Origin of the sequence: Polynucleobacter sp. AP-Reno-20A-A9 (assembly GCF_018882085.1) — a bacterium.
Taxonomy (GTDB): Bacteria; Pseudomonadota; Gammaproteobacteria; order Burkholderiales; family Burkholderiaceae; genus Polynucleobacter.
This window is the reverse complement of the sequence record NZ_JACVPB010000014.1, coordinates 20,429-37,835: the sequence shown is the minus strand read 5'-3', so window position 1 is coordinate 37,835 and position 17,407 is coordinate 20,429. Positions and strand designations below refer to the sequence as shown.

Here is a 17,407-nt window from a genome sequence, read left to right as displayed (position 1 = left end):
AAAAATAGGAAGCATCATGACTCCTCTAATCTCAGCCAACCAGTTAGAAGAAATCATTAATAGCGGTGAAAATGTATTGCTCTGTGATTGCCGCTTTGATTTAGCCGACCCACTGATCGGAAAAAAATCCTACGAAGAAAGCCATATTCCTGGTGCCATTTATGTGGACCTTGATCAAGATCTTTCAGGAAGCAAGACTGGCACAAACGGCAGACACCCCCTTCCAAGCCCAGAAGCTTGGGCTCAAACCAAAATGCGTTTGGGTATCACCCCCAATACCCTAGTAGTTGCCTATGACAAACAGGGCTCTGTCTATGCCAGCCGCTTATGGTGGATGCTTAAAGCAACAGGGCATGCCAATGTTCAAGTACTAGATGGCGGTTTAGACTCTTGGAATGGCCCTATGGGCTCGATTCCAAGGGCGCCCACACCTTGCACGGAAGCCATTGGGGTAATGCCTTATGCGGGTCTGGTTCTAGCTGATGAAGTTGTAGCCAATCTAGAGACAAAGAAAAACAAAATCATCGATGCGCGTACAGCAGATCGCTTTCACGGACAAAATGAAACGCTTGATCCAGTTGGAGGACACATTCCCGGCGCAATGAATCGCTTCTTTAAAAACAATCTCAGCGCGACTGCATTCAAAACTCCCGAGCAGTTATTCAAAGAATTTTCAGAATTTCTGGGCCCCACTAAAGCTTCTGAAGTCATTCATCAATGCGGATCTGGCGTCACTGCTTGCCACAATCTTCTGGCGATGGAGCTTGCTGGCTTTAAAGGCTCACGCCTATATGCAGGTAGCTGGAGTGAATGGTGCGCAGACCCCAAAAGGCCTGTTGAACTTTAAATCCTGTTAGTGCAACAGGGATAGCAGGATCACAAACCCTACGCCGCAAGCAATTAATAGCGTCTGACGTAAAGACTCCACCCAGTGTGGGCGACGATGCATTTGCGGAATGAGATCACTCACCGCAATATAAATAAAACTACTAGAAGCAATCACCAATAAATATGGCATCGCTGCATGCGCTTTTTCCAGGAAGAAGTAAGCCAATACCCCGCCAACAACAGCGGATAGACCGCAAATCAGGTTGTAGAGTAAGGCACGTGTGCGCGAGAAGCCGGCGTTCAGCAAGACGATGAAATCACCAATCTCCTGGGGAATCTCATGCGCAATAATCGCAATTGCTGTAAAGATGCCCACTTGATAGTCGGCCATAAAGGCTGCCGCAATCAAGATACCATCTACGAAGTTATGAATACCATCGCCAACCAAAATCATCCAACCACTGCGGCCGGCATTCTCAGCATCATGCCCATGATGGTGATGATGACCATCTCCCTCATGATGATGGTCATGACGTAATAAGGCAATTTTCTCTAACAAGAAGAAGCCCAATAAACCCGCAAGCAAGGTGGCAAATAAGAGCTGGGGTTTTGCTCCTTGAAAGCTAAATGCTTCAGGCAATGAGTGGAGTAAGGCTGTTGCTAACAAAATACCAACAGAGAGACTCACCATATTGTTGATCATTCTAGAAAGCAATGTCACAGAGCAACTGGCGGCAATTAAGACGCTAGTCACTCCTGCAAGTGCAGTAATTAATACGATGCTTTCTAAGGCGGTCACTATTTATGCCACTCCATTTTTCTTAAACCAGGCAATACATTTTTCCCAACCATCTTTCGCAGGACCTTCACGATAGCTAGCGCGGTAATCCGCATGGAATGCATGAGGGGCATCTGGATAGACTACAAATTCACAAGCCTTGGCAACAGGATTTTTAGGGGCGGTCTGCGCTAAAGCAGCGCGCATTTGATCAATGCTCTCTAGGGAAATCCCGGTATCAGCAGCGCCATACAAGCCGAGCACTGGCGCCTTTAAATCAGCGGCAATATCTACGGGATGCTTAGGACTGCCCTCAGTCTTCTCACCAATGAGACGACCGTACCATGCGACACCGGCACGAACCTGTGGCAAAGTTGCGGACAACCAAGTAATACGACCACCCCAACAGAAGCCAGTAACGCCGACGCGCTTTAGATCGCCGCCATTTTTGCCGGCCCATACTAAAGCAGCTTGTAGATCGTTCAAGACTTGATCATCTGGGGTCTTAGCCACAATATTAGTCATAATTTCGGCAATAGTGCCGTAAGCATTGGGGTCACCTGCGCGCGTAAAAAACTCTGGAGCAATCGCAAGATATCCCAACTTAGCAAAACGTCTTGTGACATCGGCTATGTACTCATGTACACCAAAAATTTCACTCGCCACAATAATGATGGGCAAAGAACCTTTAGCTTTTTCAGGTCGTGAGACATAAGCGGGCAACTGAAAGCTACCCACAGGGATCATCTGCTCACCAGCTTTTATTCCTTTGAAATCCGTTTCAATAGCTGCAGCCATCACAGGCTCGGACGCCCCCACAAATCCAACCCCAATAGCAGTCGCGCTTATTGCGGATGTTTTTATAAAATTGCGTCGACTATTTTGAATGTCTTTGCTCATTGTCTTGTCTCCTAACTTGCATTTCTCATTGAAGTCTTAGTGCGCCTCTTCCCAATTATCGCCAATCCCAATACTAACCACCAAAGGCACCTTTAACTGGGCGACATTACACATCAAACCGGGTAATGTTGCCTGTACCTGCTCAAGCTCATCGAAAGGCACATCTAGGACCAATTCATCATGAACCTGCAATAGAAGCTTGGTCTTGAGCTGTTCTTTCTCGAGCCAATCTTCCACGGCGATCATGGCCAATTTTATTAAGTCAGCTGCGGTACCTTGCATTGGGGCATTAATTGCTGCACGCTCAGCACCCTGGCGTCTCGGACCATTGGAGCCCTTGATCTCTGGTAGCCAAAGACGTCGCCCAAAGACCGTCTCTACATACCCATTCTCTCTTGCTTCGAGACGGGTGCGCTCCATATATTGAGCAACCCCTGGATAACGATCGAAGTATTTGGCGATGTAGTTTTGCGCAGCAGAACGCTCAATACCTAAGTTGCCAGCCAATCCAAAAGCGCTCATGCCGTAAATCAGGCCAAAGTTAATCACCTTGGCGTAACGACGCTGCTCAGAATTGACATCATCCAATGGGACGCCAAAAATCTCTGCTGCAGTGGCCTGGTGAACATCTTTACCTTCTTTAAATGCCGTTAAGAGATTTTCATCTTCGGCAATATGCGCCATGATACGTAACTCAATTTGCGAGTAATCCGCCGACAATAATTTACATCCGTCCGCCGGAATAAAGGCCTCACGAATACGACGACCCTCTTCTGTGCGCACTGGAATATTTTGTAAGTTTGGATCGCTAGATGCCAGGCGGCCCGTGACTGCAGTAGCTTGAGAAAAATTCGTATGAACACGCCCGGTCTTATGGTCAGCCATTCGAGGAAGCTTCTCAATATAGGTGGACATTAGCTTTGCCAAGCTACGGTAATCCAGAATGCGCGCTGGCAACGGATAGTCTTCCGCTAACTTCTGCAACACTTCCTCATCGGTAGAGGGTGCACCGGAAGGCGTCTTTTTAACTACCGGAAGTTCAAGCTGTCCAAATAAAATTTCTGCGATCTGCTTAGGCGACTGGATATTAAAAGGCTGGCCTGCTAGCTTGTGGATCTCGCCCTCTAACTCAAGTAAACGTTTACCCACCTGCTGCCCTTGCTTGGCCAGCAATGCTGAGTCAATTCGAATGCCATTGCGCTCCATAATGCCGAGCACACGCATAGCGGGCATCTCCACCTGTTCGTAGATATAGAGGAGGCCTAAGTTTTCCTGAATCTGCGGCCATAACTCCAAATGAAGGCGCAAAGTAATATCCGCATCTTCCGCCGCGTAATCAGTCGCAATCTTGAGGTCAACTTGATCAAAGCCAATCTGGTGGACGCCTTTGCCGCACACCTCTTCATAGCGAATGGTTTTCATGCCCAGATGGCGTTCAGCCAAGCTATCCATATTGTGTGGCATGTGTGACTCAAGTACATAAGACTCCAGCAAGGTATCGAATGCAACGCCCTTCAAGGTAATGCCATAGTTTGCAAAGATATGGGCGTCGTACTTTAAGTTTTGACCCACTTTTAAATGCGTCGTACTTTCTAACCATGACTTCATACGTGCAAGCACCAGGTCACGATTAAGTTGCACTTCACCATTGCGGTGAGCAACTGGGATGTAACAAGCTTCACCTGGCTTGACCGATAAAGAAATTCCAACGAGCTCTGCCGCAAGCGCATCAAGACTGGTGGTTTCCGTATCAACCGCTGTTAATGTAGACAACTCAATTTTCTTTAGCCATCTCTCTAAACCCGCTTCGTCCACTACACATTCATAGTGACGCTCAATTGCATCTTGTGAATCTCGAGTTGCCTGTGACAAATCTTTAGTCGGGGAGCTGGCAATTACGCGCGTCTTTTTTTCTTCATCTGCACCGCTATCAGACGAGGAAATTGGGCTACCTGCCAAATCAAACGCTACCGCCTCACCCTTATTCTCTGGGCTTGTGAGCTGCCTCTCCACGTCGCGCAACCAAGTCTTAAATGCATAACGCTCAAATAATTCACGCAGTAAAGGTGCATCTTCGGATCTGGCATGCAGATCATCCAAACTGGGTAAATGGGGCGATAAATCGCAATCTGTTTTTACCGTAATCAGTTGACGAGCTTGTGGCAACCAAGGAAGCGTAGCGCGCAAATTTTCACCAACAACGCCTTTAACTTGATCGGCATTTGCCATCAAGTTATCCAGATTGCCAAATTCTGCCAGCCATTTATTTGCTGTCTTTGGCCCTGCCTTCGGAACACCCGGCACGTTATCAACGGTATCGCCGATGATAGATAAATAGTCCACAATTAATTCTGGTGGTACACCAAACTTTTCTTTTACACCTTCGATATCTAGCTTTTCATTGGTCATCGTATTGATGAGGGTGACCGAAGGGTTTACCAATTGTGCCAAATCTTTATCGCCAGTAGAAATGATGGTTTCCCAACCGGCTTGCGTTGCTTGGCAAGCCAAAGTCCCAATCACATCGTCTGCTTCTACGCCAGAAACCATCAATACCGGCCAACCCAAAGCTTTCACCATCGCATGAATCGGCTCAATCTGTTTAACCAAATCCTCAGGCATGGGGGAGCGATGCGCCTTATATTCCGAGTACATTTCGTCGCGGAAGGTCTTGCCTTTGGCATCAAAAACACAGGCTATATGGTCAGCCTTGAGCTCAGATCGAGCCCGGCGCATCATATTGACCATGCCATAAATAGCCCCAGTGGGCTCTCCAGCCCCATTTCTGAGGTCTGGCATGGCGTGGAAGGCACGATAGAGGTAACTTGAGCCGTCTACCAACAAGAGTCTATGTTTAGTCATACCGCAATCGTACAATCTAGTTGTGAATTGCCTACAGGTCTGGTTAAGGAACCGCCCGAGAGTAGGCTTAAAAAGGTGAAAAAATGCATTATTTAACGAACTTAATTAGCCACTCAATGAGTCAAAGCCTAACCCTAATGAGTTTTTTGGTGGTTTTTGGAGTTTTTGGAGTTTTTGGCGCCACTTCAGCCCAAGCTCAGAATAACAGCCAGGCACTGAGCCCATCGGAATTAAACCGTATTAATAATCAGCCAATCGCACCTGCAGTGAGCGCAAGTGGTGTAATGAATACCCCGGAGCAACGCAAGCCAAACTATCAATACAAAGATAAAAACGGTACTACTATTACTGAATACAAGGACGTCAATTCTCCAACGCAGGTGGATGTAAAAACACCTTACACCAGCTATGAAATGGCACCACCCACATCAGTGATGCCAGGGCCTCCAAAAGAAACAGATCTGATTAGCGTTCCAAGCGTCAGCATTCCTTTTTAATTTAAAAAAGCGTTTATTGATTTATGGCTGTATTTACTCCGATCGAGCTTGAAGATATTTCTCAATGGATTTCTCAGGACTTTGACATCGGCCAAGCCAGTGAAATTCGCGGCATTCATGGTGGTATTGAAAACTCTAACTTTTTCTTAGACACCGTCAAGGATGAGAAAAAGCGGGAATATGTTTTAACAATCTTTGAAAGATTGTCTGCCCAACAACTTCCTTTCTATTTAGAGTTAATGCGCCACCTAGCAAACAAAGGTGTGCCTGTTCCCAAGCCGATTGAGAGTAAACAGGGTGAGATTCTCTTTACCATCAAAGGCAAGCCAGCGGCCATTGTTACCAAGCTGCCAGGCCTTTCTAGGCTCGAACCTGAAGCCAATCATTGCGCCCTCGTTGGTGAGATGCTGGCGAAGATGCATTTGGCTGGAAAAGATTTTCCGAAGTCCCAAGAGAATCTTCGCAGTCTGGGCTGGTGGCAGAAAACAATACCTTCGATCTTGCCGCACTTAAGCACACCCCAGAAAGAACTCATTACCCATGAGTTAAAAACTCAAGAGGAATTTTTTGCCTCGAGCGCCTATGATGGGTTGCCGCAAGGGGCTAGTCATTGCGATCTATTTCGCGACAACGTCTTATTTGATCCCAAAGGATCCGATATATCCCAAGATCAGTTAGGTGGTTTCTTTGACTTCTACTTTGCCGGCACTGATAAATGGCTATTTGATATTGCCGTCACCGCTAATGACTGGTGTCTTGCGGATAACAAGCAAGATTTAGATCCTGCTCGCTTAGACGCGTTTATAAAAGCCTATCAGTCGGTTCGCCCTCTCACCAAAGAAGAGCAAGCTAACTGGCCACTCATGTTGCGTGCAGCAGCCTTACGTTTCTGGGTTTCAAGACTCTGGGATTTCTATTTGCCACGAGATGCACAAATGCTAACCCCGCATGATCCTACGCACTTTGAACGCATTCTTTTAAGTCGTCGCTCACTATGAAACTCAATTCCGTAGCGCCCAAAGAAGGCTACACCTGGATTAGACAAGGCATTTGGCTTTTTAAGCAGAATCCTTTGGGCTTCTTAATGCTGGTCTTTATGTATGTCTTTGCGGCACAGCTAGCAGTCATTATTCCAGTGATTGGTGTCTTTGCAGTTCTTCTGCTCACACCAACCCTTTCCGTTGGATTCATGACCGCTTGCCGTCAAGGAATTCAAAAAGAGCGGATTAGGCCAATGGTCTATTTAATTGCACTTCGGTCGAGTCCGATTGTTCGCAAAAGAATTTTGCAATTAGGCTTGGTTTACGCCGGCATGATTTTGTTGCTCAGCTTTATCTTAAGTCTCTTAGTTGACTTTGAATTACTGCTCCCGCTAATGACTAGCGATAAGCCCATCACGCCCGAGGCGCTGCGCCAAGTTTACTTAGTGCTTTTCTTTGGCGCCGTACTTTACATACCAGTAGCTATGTTGATGTGGTTCTCCCCAGTACTGGTTGCTTGGGCAGATATGCCCGTCCCTCAAGCCCTATTCTCAAGCTGCTTAGCATGCTGGGCTAATAAGGCAGCATTCTTTTTGTATTTGTCTATTTGGAGCGCAATTCTGATTGCCATTCCACTAACAGTGGGAATGATTTTTGATGCGCTCGATCTAGGGCAAGCAGCCTCGTTCATCATCGCCCCCATTTCCATGGCAGGCTTGACAATAATGCACTGCTCTTTTTATGCGACTTGGAAAGCTTGCTTTACAGAAGATGAAGTGGTGTTGCCGGCCTAAATGATTTATCTGCGCTGACTCGTCAGTCTATCGCAGCAAGCTTCGCAATACTCAGCTGCAACCACTTGATGCCATGACGCTTGAAATTAACCTGCGCCCTTGCATCGGCATCTACGCCTTCTAAACCAGTCACGCGCCCCTCACCGAACTTTGTATGAAAGACATTCTGCCCAATGGTGAATGGGTAATTGCCGCGAGGCGGAGAGGCTAGTCTTTTCACTTCCATCGAAGCTGAGCCAACTCGCTTCGCCGGTCTTTGACGATCAGAGCCTGAATCAAAAAAGTCATTCGATTCATATTCGCGTTGACGGGTATAGCCATCTTGCCAAGTAGAACCGGATCTTGCGCCCCCACCACCCCAGCGGGCATCTCTTGCTTTAGGGGTAAGCCATTTCAATGAATCGGATGGGAGCTCCTCTAAGAAGCGAGAAGGCATGTTGTAGCGCACTTGGCCATGCAGCATACGGGATTGAGTGTGCGAGAGGTACAGGCGCTCCTTGGCGCGAGTAATCGCCACATACATCAAACGACGCTCCTCTTCTAAGCCATTCTGCTCATTCACGCTGTTCTCATGCGGAAATAAACCCTCCTCAAGACCAGTGATGAATACTGAGGTGAACTCTAAGCCTTTTGCCGAGTGCACCGTCATTAACTGCACGGCATCTTGACCAGCTTGAGCTTGATTGTCACCTGCCTCCAATGAAGCATGCGATAAAAAGGCTGCCAAAGGAGAGACTTCCACAACGCCAGGAGCATTCTCACCCGGCAACATTGCAGCGGCCGCATCTTGGCCATAGCCCTCTTCAGCAATAAATGCGGTTGCGGCGTTAATCAATTCTTGTAAGTTCTCGACACGATCTTGCCCTTCGCGTTCAGAGAGATAGTGCTGAATCAAGCCGCTATGCTGAATTACGAATTCAACCGTTTCTGGCAAAGTATTGTGACGAGTGGCTTCACGCATGTGATCCACTAAACGTACAAATCCACTGAGTGCAGCACCGGCTTTGCCTTCTAAAGTAGAAGCCGCTAGATATAAAGAGCATTGTTGCGCTCTGGCGGCATCTTGCAAGGCTTCGATTGATCTTGCGCCAATTCCGCGGGTTGGGAAATTCACCACTCGGGAGAATGAAGTGTCGTCGTTTGGATTTTCGAGCAAGCGTAAGTAAGCCAGTGCATGTTTAATTTCAGCGCGTTCGAAAAAGCGCAAACCGCCATAAACACGATACGGAATACCTGCAGAAAATAATGCATGCTCAATAATGCGAGACTGTGCATTACTGCGATAGAGCAAAGCAACTTCTGTACGCTTGATACCGCTATTTACTAAAGCCTTGATCTCGTCCACCAGCCAAGCAGCTTCGGCATGATCGCTTGGCGCCTCATAAATACGGACTGGCTCGCCATGACCAGCATCGGTTCGAAGGTTCTTACCAAGGCGCTCGGAGTTATTCGCAATAAGGTGATTTGCCGTATCCAAAATATGGCCATGCGAGCGATAGTTCTGCTCTAACTTCACCATCAATGGGTGGTATTGCTTTTCATAGAGGCGCATGTTTTCAACATCGGCGCCGCGGAAAGCATAAATACTTTGGTCATCATCACCTACTGCAAAAACAGAGCTACAACCCATGCCACTGACATTGATACGACTTGCATCATGACCCGATAATAATTTAAGCCATGCGTATTGCAAAGCATTGGTATCTTGAAACTCGTCAATCAAAATATGACGGAAGCGCTCTTGATAGTGAGTCCGAATTGCTTCACTATGCTTGAGTAATTCATAACTACGTAATAAGAGTTCAGCGAAATCCACCACGCCTTCGCGTTGACATTGCTCATCATAGGTCGCATACAGTTGCGCCATCTTGGCTTGAAAGTCATCGCCCACAGCCAAATCTTTTGCTCGTTGACCGCGCTCCTTGGCGTGGGCAATAAAGTATTGCAACTGCTTTGCGGGATACTTTTCATCGTCGACCTTTAAACCCTTCAACAGACGCTTAATCGCAGAAAGTTGATCCTGGGTATCCAAAATCTGGAATGTGGAAGGCAAACCCGCTTCTTTGTGATGGGCACGCAATAAACGATTGCAAAGACCATGAAAGGTGCCAATCCACATCCCACGCGTATTGATGGGCAGCATGGCGCTCAGGCGGAGCATCATCTCTTTGGCAGCCTTATTGGTGAATGTCACTGCCAGGACGCCTATAGGGGATACCTGGCCGGTCTGAATCAACCAGGCTATACGGGTGGTGAGGACGCGGGTCTTGCCGCTCCCTGCCCCAGCCAAAATCAAGGCTGATTGGGCTTGGCCATTTTCGTGGACGGGCGGGAGGGTCACTGCCTCGCGCTGTTCTGGATTGAGGTTCGCGAGCAAGTCTGAGTACATCAGCCCAATTATAATTTGCCTCTTATGCCAAATGCCTCAAATACCCCTAATTCACCAGCGGCCAGCTCAGCTGACGAGCTCGCTAAATCCTACGAACCCGCCCCGATAGAGGCCTACTGGGGTCCAGAGTGGGAGCGCCGGGGTATTTCTGACTCCACCATGGATGAGGGTAAGGATGATTTTTCTATCCAACTTCCCCCACCCAATGTGACCGGCACCCTGCATATGGGTCACGCCTTCAATCAAACCATCATGGATGGCTTGGTACGTCACGCTCGTATGACAGGCAAAAATACCTTATGGGTGCCTGGCACCGATCACGCCGGTATTGCTACGCAGATCGTTGTTGAGCGTCAACTCGATGCGCAAAAAATATCTCGCCACGATTTAGGTCGCGACAAGTTTTTAGAAAAAGTCTGGGAGTGGAAAGAAACTTCCGGCAATACCATTACCCGCCAAATTCGTCGTCTTGGCGCTTCAATCGATTGGGGCAAAGAATATTTCACGATGGACAGCAAGATGTCCAAAGCAGTTGTCGAAGTATTTGTGCGCTTGCATGAACAAGGTTTAATTTATCGCGGCAAGCGCTTGGTGAACTGGGATCCTGTCTTAGGCACTGCAGTTTCAGACCTAGAAGTAGTGAGCGAAGAAGAAGATGGATCGATGTGGCATATCCGCTATCCATTGACCGATGGCTCTGGTCACCTCACCGTTGCCACCACTCGTCCAGAAACCTTATTGGGCGACGTTGCCGTGATGGTGAACCCAGAAGATGAGCGTTATAAGCACCTCATCGGCAAGTCAGTAAACTTGCCCTTGTGTGAACGCCAGATTCCTATCATTGCTGACGACTATGTGGATTTGAATTTTGGTACTGGCGTTGTAAAAGTCACTCCTGCGCATGACTTTAATGACTATGCGGTAGGTCAACGTCATCAACTGCCCATGATCAACATCCTTACTTTGGATGCCAAGATTAATGAGAATGCTCCAGCCGCCTATCAAGGTATGGAAAGATTCGCAGCACGTAAGCAAGTAGTTTCTGATTTAGAGGCTGCTGGTTTATTGGATAAAGTTCAACCACATAAATTAATGGTGCCACGGGGTGACCGCACCCAAACCATCATCGAGCCAATGCTCACTGACCAATGGTTTGTGGCGATGTCAAAACCCAGTCCAGATAACAAATATCAACCGGGCTCATCGATTGCTGGTGCAGCCTTGGATGCGGTGACCAAAGGCGATATCAAGCTTGTTCCAGAAAACTGGATTAATACCTACACCCAGTGGTTAGAGAACATTCAAGACTGGTGCATCTCCCGTCAACTCTGGTGGGGCCATCAAATCCCAGCCTGGTATGGCGATGATGGGCAAATTTTTGTAGGGCGCTCTGAGGAAGAGGCTCAGGCGAAAGCTGTTGCAGCTGGCTACACCGGCAAACTCAACCGTGATCCTGACGTTCTGGATACTTGGTTTAGCTCTGCGCTTGTGCCTTTTAGCTCTTTAGGTTGGCCAGAAGAAACGCCTGCCTTAAATCACTTCTTACCTTCTTCTGTTTTGGTGACTGGTTTTGACATCATCTTCTTCTGGGTAGCGCGCATGGTCATGATGACCTGCCATTTCACAGGAAAAGTACCATTCCATACCGTCTATGTTCATGGTCTAGTTCGCGATGCCGAAGGCCAGAAGATGAGCAAGTCCAAAGGCAATACCTTAGACCCAATTGATTTAATTGATGGCATCAAGATTGAAGAGTTAGTAGGCAAACGAACTACTGGCCTCATGAATCCAAAACAAGCTGAAAGTATTAGCAAGAAAACGAAGAAAGAGTTTCCGGATGGCATTCCTGCATTTGGTACTGATGCCTTGCGCTTTACTTTCGCCTCCCTAGCTTCGCTCGGACGCAATATCAACTTTGATCAAAAGCGTTGTGAAGGCTATCGCAATTTCTGCAACAAACTCTGGAACGCCACGCGCTTTGTTCTGATGAACTGCCCTGGTGGCGATGAAGACAATGGCTTTGCGCCTTGCGACAACCAATGTGGCCCTGATGGCTATTTGGATTTTTCACCAGCAGATCGTTGGATCGTTTCGCAACTGCAAAGAACAGAATCTGGGGTAGCTAAAGGCTTTGAGGCTTATCGCTTTGACAATATTGCCAGCAGCATTTACCAATTTGTTTGGGATGAGTATTGTGATTGGTATCTTGAGCTTGCCAAGGTGCAATTGCAGACTGGTACGCCAGCGCAGCAACGCGCTACTCGTCGCACCCTCTTACGCGTTTTGGAAACCATTTTGCGCATGGCGCATCCCCTAATTCCATTCATCACTGAAACGCTTTGGCAAACTGTAGGACCAAAGTCTGGCAAAGAGCTGGCTAAACAAACCAAACAAACCATTGCTCTTCAGCCTTACCCTGTTGCTCAGCCTGAAAAGATTGATGAAAAGAGTGAGGCCTGGGTTGCACAAATCAAAGCCATTGTGGATGCCTGTAGAAACCTTCGTGGCGAGATGCAAGTTCCTCCCGGTCAAAAAGTGCCACTCTGGATTTGTGGTCCAAAAGGATTCCTTGAGAAAGCCACTCCCTACCTCATGGCGCTTGCCAAATTAACTGAGGTCAAAATCTACAGCGATGAGTCTGCTTTAGAAAAAGATGCCCCAGGAGCGCCAATTGCTTTGGTAGGCGATATCAAGCTTTTACTCAAGATTGAAGTGGATGTTGGCGCCGAAAGAATTCGCCTAGGCAAAGAAATTGAGCGCTTAGCCAATGAAATCAATAAAGCAAAGGGTAAATTGACCAATGAAAGCTTTGTGGCACGCGCCCCAGCCGAGGTTGTTGCCCAAGAAAAACAACGCCTTGCTGGCTTTGAGCAAAATCATGAGAAGCTTGTTGCACAATTAGATCGTCTTAAATAAAAAATAATAAGAACGGACCTTTCATGACATTACATTTCAGCTCCAAAAAAGTAACTAAGGCCGTATTTCCGGTTGCGGGATTTGGCACACGATTTTTGCCTGCTACTAAAGCCAGCCCCAAAGAAATGCTCAATGTCGTGGATAAACCCTTGATTCAGTACGCAGTGGATGAAGCTATTGCAGCTGGCATTACAGAGCTAATTTTTGTTACAGGCCGTAGCAAACGTGCGATTGAGGATCATTTTGATAAAGCATATGAATTAGAGGCCGCACTCGAGGCGAAGAACAAACAAGACCTTCTTCATCTTGTCAGAAGCGTAAAGCCGGACAATGTTGATTGCGTGTACATCAGGCAATCCGAACCCCTGGGACTAGGTCACGCCGTTTTATGCGCTGAGAAGTTAGTGGGCGACGAGCCATTTGCCATCATTTTGGCGGATGACCTCTTAGATGGTCAGCCACCCGTACTCGCTCAAATGCTCAAGGTGCATGAGGAACAACAAGGCTCTGTATTGGCAGTAGAGAAGATTGATCCCTCTAAAAGTAGCTCATACGGGATTATCTCGGGAGATTCAGTCAGCAAAGGCATCTATCGCCTCAATGGCATCGTTGAGAAACCAAAACCTGCTGATGCGCCCTCTGATCTAGCAGTGGTTGGTCGCTATGTACTATCCTCCAAGATTTTTGATCACATTCGTAATGTGAAGCCCGGTGCTGGCGGAGAAATTCAGCTTACTGATGCGATTGCCGCCTTACTAAAAAAAGAGCCTGTATTTGGCTATGAATACGATGGCATTCGCTATGACTGTGGCAGCAAGTTGGGCTACCTGAAGGCCTCTGTGGATTTCGCCCTGCGCCACCAAGAAGTAGGTGAAGAATTTGCAGAGTACTTAAAAAGCTGGTCTTTAAAGTAAAAGCTCTTCAAGAGGAATAAAAAAGGCAGAGATTAATCTCCGCCTTTTGTTTTATCACCTAGCTAAAAGAATAAATACCCGTCTTTTTACCTACCTACGTTTCATAAAGAAAACCAGTACATCACCTTCGGTAGTGCTTGCAAGCAACTCATTGCCAGTTTGCTTAGCAAAAGCAGGAAAGTCATGAGCGGCACCCGCATCGGTTGCCTTAATCTTTAAGACCTCACCTGACTGCATGGTTGCCAACGCTTTTTTAGTACGCAAGATAGGCAATGGGCAGTTCATACCAATCGCATCCACCTCTGCGTTAAAAGCAATATTTACTGATTCACTCATTTGCTTGCTATCCAGTCTTTAACGCCGCTTAAGGCTACGCCCAACTTGCTAGGATCAGTTCCACCAGCCATTGCCATTTCTGGTTTGCCGCCACCTTTACCACCCACTTGTTGAGCAACAAAGTTCACGAGATCACCTGCCTTTACTTTGCCAATCGAGTCAGCCGTAACACCAGCAATCAAGCTCACCTTATCGCCTTGAACTGAGGCCAACACAATGGCAGCAGTTTTCAACTTTGCCTTTAGGGCATCCATTGTTTCGCGCAATACGCCAGCATCAGCACCATCAAGTCGAGCAGCAAGTACCTTGATGCCATTCACATCGATAGCCTGACCTGCTAACTCATCGCCCTGGCTTGCAGCCAACTTAGAATTCGCCTTCTCTAATTCGCGCTCCGCTTGACGCAGGCTTTCTTGAAGTTGCGCAACGCGATTGACCAAATCACCAGGATGGGTTTTGAGAAGCGCTGCAGCTTCATTGATCTTATCTTCTAAGTCTTGCAAGAAATGCAAGGCATTGCTTCCTGTAACCGCCTCAACACGACGGATGCCAGCGGCAACGCCGCCTTCGGAAACAATCTTCAAGCTACCGATATCACCAGTACGTCCTACGTGAGTACCGCCACAAAGTTCTTTAGAAGAACCTATCTCCAGTACTCGCACTTCTTCGCCGTACTTCTCGCCAAACAACATCATGGCTCCAGTCTTTTGCGCATCATCCAAAGACATGACTTTGCCTGAAGTGGCTGTGTTTTCCAGAATCTCTTGGTTTACGATGTCTTCAATACGGCGAATTTGCTCAGCCGTAATAGGCGCATTGTGCGTAAAGTCGAAGCGGGTCTTAGTGGCATCTACCAATGAACCTTTTTGCTGCACATGATCACCCAGCACCTCACGTAAGGCTTTGTGCAAGATATGAGTAGCGCTGTGGTTGCGCATCGTATCGGCTCTTTGCTGGGTGTCTACTAATGCATTAATAGCATCACCTACTTTGAGCTCACCCTCAAGCACTTCACCCTGATGACCAAATACATCAGCCTGAATCTTGAAAGTGTCTTCTACTGCGAAACGAATACTTTCATTGCGTAGCTCACCTTTGTCGCCTACTTGGCCGCCAGATTCAGCATAAAAAGGGGTGTTGTCTAAAACAATGACAGCTGCATCACCCGCTTTAATAGAGGGGACTGATGAGCCATCCACATAGAGTGCCGTTACTTTGGCGCCTTCATGCTTCAAGGTGTCATAACCATGAAACTGCGTAGGCTTACCTTTGTAATCCAGGCCTTGAGCTACCTTGAATTTGCCCGCAACTCTTGCCTGGTCGCGCTGCTTCTGCATCGCCACTTCAAAGCCATCTGCATCGACAGTGACGCCACGCTCACGACAAACGTCAGCCGTTAGATCCAATGGGAAACCAAAAGTGTCATGTAAGCGAAAAGCTGTTTCTCCATCCACTATTTTTGCGCCACCAGCTAAAGCACCATCCAAAATTTCCATGCCATTGGCAATCGTTTGAAAGAAGCGCTCTTCTTCTTGCTTAATAACTTCACTGACTTTGTCTTGTGCGGCGCGTAACTCTGGATAGGCTTCACCCATCTCTTTAACAAGCGCAGGTACCAGCTGATAAAAGAATGGTTTGCGTGCACCTAGTTTGTAACCATGACGAATCGCGCGACGTGCAATACGACGCAATACATAGCCACGACCAGCATTACCAGGAATGATGCCATCGACCACAATGAAACTACATGCACGGATGTGGTCAGAAATTACCCGCAATGAAGGGCTTTGAGCATCACAATTTTCACCACCCGCAGCATCAACGGCCTCCTTGGAAGCCTTGATGAGATTGACGAAGAGGTCGATCTCATAATTAGAATGAACATGCTGCAAGACTGCTGCAATGCGCTCAAGACCCATGCCTGTATCAACGCTAGGCTTAGGTAGTGGATGCATTACACCAGCCTCATCGCGGTTGTACTGCATGAAGACGTTATTCCAAATCTCGATGAAGCGATCACCATCTTCATCTGGACTTCCAGGAGGGCCGCCAGGAATATGGTCGCCGTGATCATAAAAAATTTCAGTGCAAGGTCCACAAGGGCCTGTATCACCCATCATCCAAAAATTATCCGAAGCGTAACGCGCGCCCTTGTTATCCCCAATGCGAATAATGCGATCCGCAGGAACGCCGATTTGTTTATTCCAAATTTCAAAAGCCTCATCGTCTTCCGCATACACGGTGACTAAAAGCTTCTCTTTCGGCAGCTTAAATACTTGGGTCAATAAATCCCAAGCAAACTGAATAGCGTCCTTCTTAAAATAGTCTCCAAAGGAGAAATTCCCCAGCATTTCAAAAAAGGTATGGTGACGCGCGGTGTATCCGACGTTATCCAAATCATTATGTTTTCCACCTGCCCGAATGCACTTCTGGGCAGTCGTCGCGCGGTTATAAGGGCGCTTATCGAAGCCCAAAAACACATCTTTAAATTGGTTCATGCCCGCATTAGTAAATAGCAGGGTTGGGTCATCCCCTGGCACTACTGGGCTGGATGGGACGATTTGGTGGCCTTTTTGGGCAAAGAAGTCCAGATAGGCCTGGCGAATTTGGGATACTTTCATGGCAATAATTATCGCATTGGCACCTCTCTAGGGCAAACCCTAGACAAGATACCCATATCCTGCCTTACAATCCCACAACATCAATAAATCGACAAATAAGTCGGTAATAAAGGAGCGCAACTTGGAAATCCGTAATCAAAAAGATTTTGGGGCCGGCCTAATGTATATGGTCATTGGTCTCTTTTTTACCTTTATGGCCACCCAGTACCCAATGGGCACTGCCGCCAAAATGGGGCCTGGATACTTTCCCTTCTGGCTTGGCCTAGTCATGACAGCCCTGGGTTTAATAATCCTGGTGAAGTCTCTGAGCGCTAAAGCCGCGATTGAAAAAATCCCGCCTTTCAACTGGAAGGTCATTGGCCTCATTACTGGATCCGTCATTGCATACGGCATCCTTTTACCAACGATGGGCTTTATCGTAGCCGTGTTCGTTTTGGTATTTATGTCAGCCAGCGCAAGTCATGAATTTCATTGGAAAGGCACCTTAGTCAACGCCACATTTCTGATTGTTTTCACATATTCGGTATTCGTTTTGGGCCTGAAATTACAGTTCCCATTACTACCTTTCTTTCTTCAATAACGTACCGGGATA

At 47.4% G+C, this 17,407-nt stretch carries 13 protein-coding genes; 7 read left to right on the top strand and 6 right to left on the bottom strand.

The genetic code is table 11. The features are described from left to right. The first annotated feature begins 16 nt into the window (after nt 1-16). Entirely contained in the window at nt 17-847 is an 831-nt protein-coding gene (locus tag ICN39_RS10080) for a sulfurtransferase (RefSeq protein ID WP_216233896.1), read from the top strand. A 6-nt stretch (nt 848-853) separates the two neighbouring features. Here the strand turns inward: ICN39_RS10080 and ICN39_RS10075 are convergent, their stop codons facing one another. Genes ICN39_RS10075 through polA form a run of 3 tightly spaced genes read right to left on the bottom strand, consistent with a single transcriptional unit; the run spans nt 854 to nt 5,368 of the window. Continuing rightward, entirely contained in the window at nt 854-1,627 is a 774-nt protein-coding gene (locus ICN39_RS10075; RefSeq protein WP_216233895.1) for a ZIP family metal transporter, read from the bottom strand. A gap of 3 nt (nt 1,628-1,630) precedes the next feature. Continuing rightward, a complete protein-coding gene (locus ICN39_RS10070; protein ID WP_216233894.1) occupies nt 1,631-2,506 on the bottom strand; it encodes a dienelactone hydrolase family protein in 876 nt (291 codons plus the stop codon). 36 nt (nt 2,507-2,542) lie between these two features. After that, on the bottom strand, nt 2,543-5,368 hold the full coding sequence (gene polA, locus ICN39_RS10065; RefSeq protein ID WP_216233893.1) for a DNA polymerase I: 2,826 nt from the start codon (nt 5,366-5,368) through the stop codon (nt 2,543-2,545). A gap of 116 nt (nt 5,369-5,484) precedes the next feature. Between polA and ICN39_RS10060 the strand changes: the two genes are divergently transcribed. Genes ICN39_RS10060 through ICN39_RS10050 form a run of 3 tightly spaced genes read left to right on the top strand, consistent with a single transcriptional unit; the run spans nt 5,485 to nt 7,639 of the window. Continuing rightward, the gene (locus ICN39_RS10060) at nt 5,485-5,865 is read left to right on the top strand and encodes a hypothetical protein (protein ID WP_255532445.1); all 381 of its coding nucleotides are present in this window, start codon (nt 5,485-5,487) and stop codon (nt 5,863-5,865) included. Nucleotides 5,866-5,888: 23 nt separating this feature from the next. Next, nucleotides 5,889-6,863, top strand: coding sequence for a homoserine kinase (locus ICN39_RS10055; protein ID WP_216233891.1), 975 nt, complete (start codon nt 5,889-5,891; stop codon nt 6,861-6,863). After that, nucleotides 6,860-7,639 (top strand): BPSS1780 family membrane protein, encoded by a 780-nt coding sequence (locus tag ICN39_RS10050; RefSeq protein ID WP_216233890.1) that lies wholly within the window; start codon nt 6,860-6,862, stop codon nt 7,637-7,639. The genes ICN39_RS10055 and ICN39_RS10050 overlap by 4 nt, the downstream gene beginning before the upstream one ends. 22 nt (nt 7,640-7,661) lie before the next feature. Here the strand turns inward: ICN39_RS10050 and ICN39_RS10045 are convergent, their stop codons facing one another. Then, a complete protein-coding gene (locus ICN39_RS10045; protein ID WP_216233889.1) occupies nt 7,662-10,028 on the bottom strand; it encodes a UvrD-helicase domain-containing protein in 2,367 nt (788 codons plus the stop codon). Nucleotides 10,029-10,052: 24 nt separating this feature from the next. Between ICN39_RS10045 and ICN39_RS10040 the strand changes: the two genes are divergently transcribed. Next, on the top strand, nt 10,053-12,944 hold the full coding sequence (locus ICN39_RS10040; RefSeq protein WP_216233888.1) for a valine--tRNA ligase: 2,892 nt from the start codon (nt 10,053-10,055) through the stop codon (nt 12,942-12,944). 23 nt (nt 12,945-12,967) lie between these two features. Then, a complete protein-coding gene (gene galU, locus ICN39_RS10035) occupies nt 12,968-13,858 on the top strand; it encodes a UTP--glucose-1-phosphate uridylyltransferase GalU (RefSeq protein WP_216233887.1) in 891 nt (296 codons plus the stop codon). 90 nt (nt 13,859-13,948) lie between these two features. Here galU and ICN39_RS10030 read toward each other — a convergent pair whose 3' ends face one another. Next, nucleotides 13,949-14,194 (bottom strand): sulfurtransferase TusA family protein, encoded by a 246-nt coding sequence (locus tag ICN39_RS10030; protein ID WP_216859952.1) that lies wholly within the window; start codon nt 14,192-14,194, stop codon nt 13,949-13,951. After that, a complete protein-coding gene (alaS, locus tag ICN39_RS10025) occupies nt 14,191-16,815 on the bottom strand; it encodes an alanine--tRNA ligase (protein ID WP_216233886.1) in 2,625 nt (874 codons plus the stop codon). The genes ICN39_RS10030 and alaS overlap by 4 nt, the downstream gene beginning before the upstream one ends. Nucleotides 16,816-16,936: 121 nt before the next feature. Between alaS and ICN39_RS10020 the strand changes: the two genes are divergently transcribed. Next, nucleotides 16,937-17,395, top strand: coding sequence for a tripartite tricarboxylate transporter TctB family protein (locus tag ICN39_RS10020; protein ID WP_216233885.1), 459 nt, complete (start codon nt 16,937-16,939; stop codon nt 17,393-17,395). Nucleotides 17,396-17,407 lie beyond the last annotated feature (12 nt).

Bases quoted from the DNA above. Each gene is read 5' to 3' on its own strand.
- ICN39_RS10050 (WP_216233890.1), top strand. From the start codon at position 6,860: ATGAAACTCAATTCCGTAGCGCCCAAAGAAGGCTACACCTGGATTAGA.
- ICN39_RS10030 (WP_216859952.1), bottom strand. From the start codon at position 14,194: ATGAGTGAATCAGTAAATATTGCTTTTAACGCAGAGGTGGATGCGATT.
- galU (WP_216233887.1), top strand. From the start codon at position 12,968: ATGACATTACATTTCAGCTCCAAAAAAGTAACTAAGGCCGTATTTCCG.
- alaS (WP_216233886.1), bottom strand. From the start codon at position 16,815: ATGAAAGTATCCCAAATTCGCCAGGCCTATCTGGACTTCTTTGCCCAA.
- ICN39_RS10070 (WP_216233894.1), bottom strand. From the start codon at position 2,506: ATGAGCAAAGACATTCAAAATAGTCGACGCAATTTTATAAAAACATCC.
- ICN39_RS10040 (WP_216233888.1), top strand. From the start codon at position 10,053: ATGCCAAATGCCTCAAATACCCCTAATTCACCAGCGGCCAGCTCAGCT.
- ICN39_RS10055 (WP_216233891.1), top strand. From the start codon at position 5,889: ATGGCTGTATTTACTCCGATCGAGCTTGAAGATATTTCTCAATGGATT.
- ICN39_RS10060 (WP_255532445.1), top strand. From the start codon at position 5,485: ATGAGTCAAAGCCTAACCCTAATGAGTTTTTTGGTGGTTTTTGGAGTT.
- polA (WP_216233893.1), bottom strand. From the start codon at position 5,368: ATGACTAAACATAGACTCTTGTTGGTAGACGGCTCAAGTTACCTCTAT.
- ICN39_RS10045 (WP_216233889.1), bottom strand. From the start codon at position 10,028: ATGTACTCAGACTTGCTCGCGAACCTCAATCCAGAACAGCGCGAGGCA.
- ICN39_RS10080 (WP_216233896.1), top strand. From the start codon at position 17: ATGACTCCTCTAATCTCAGCCAACCAGTTAGAAGAAATCATTAATAGC.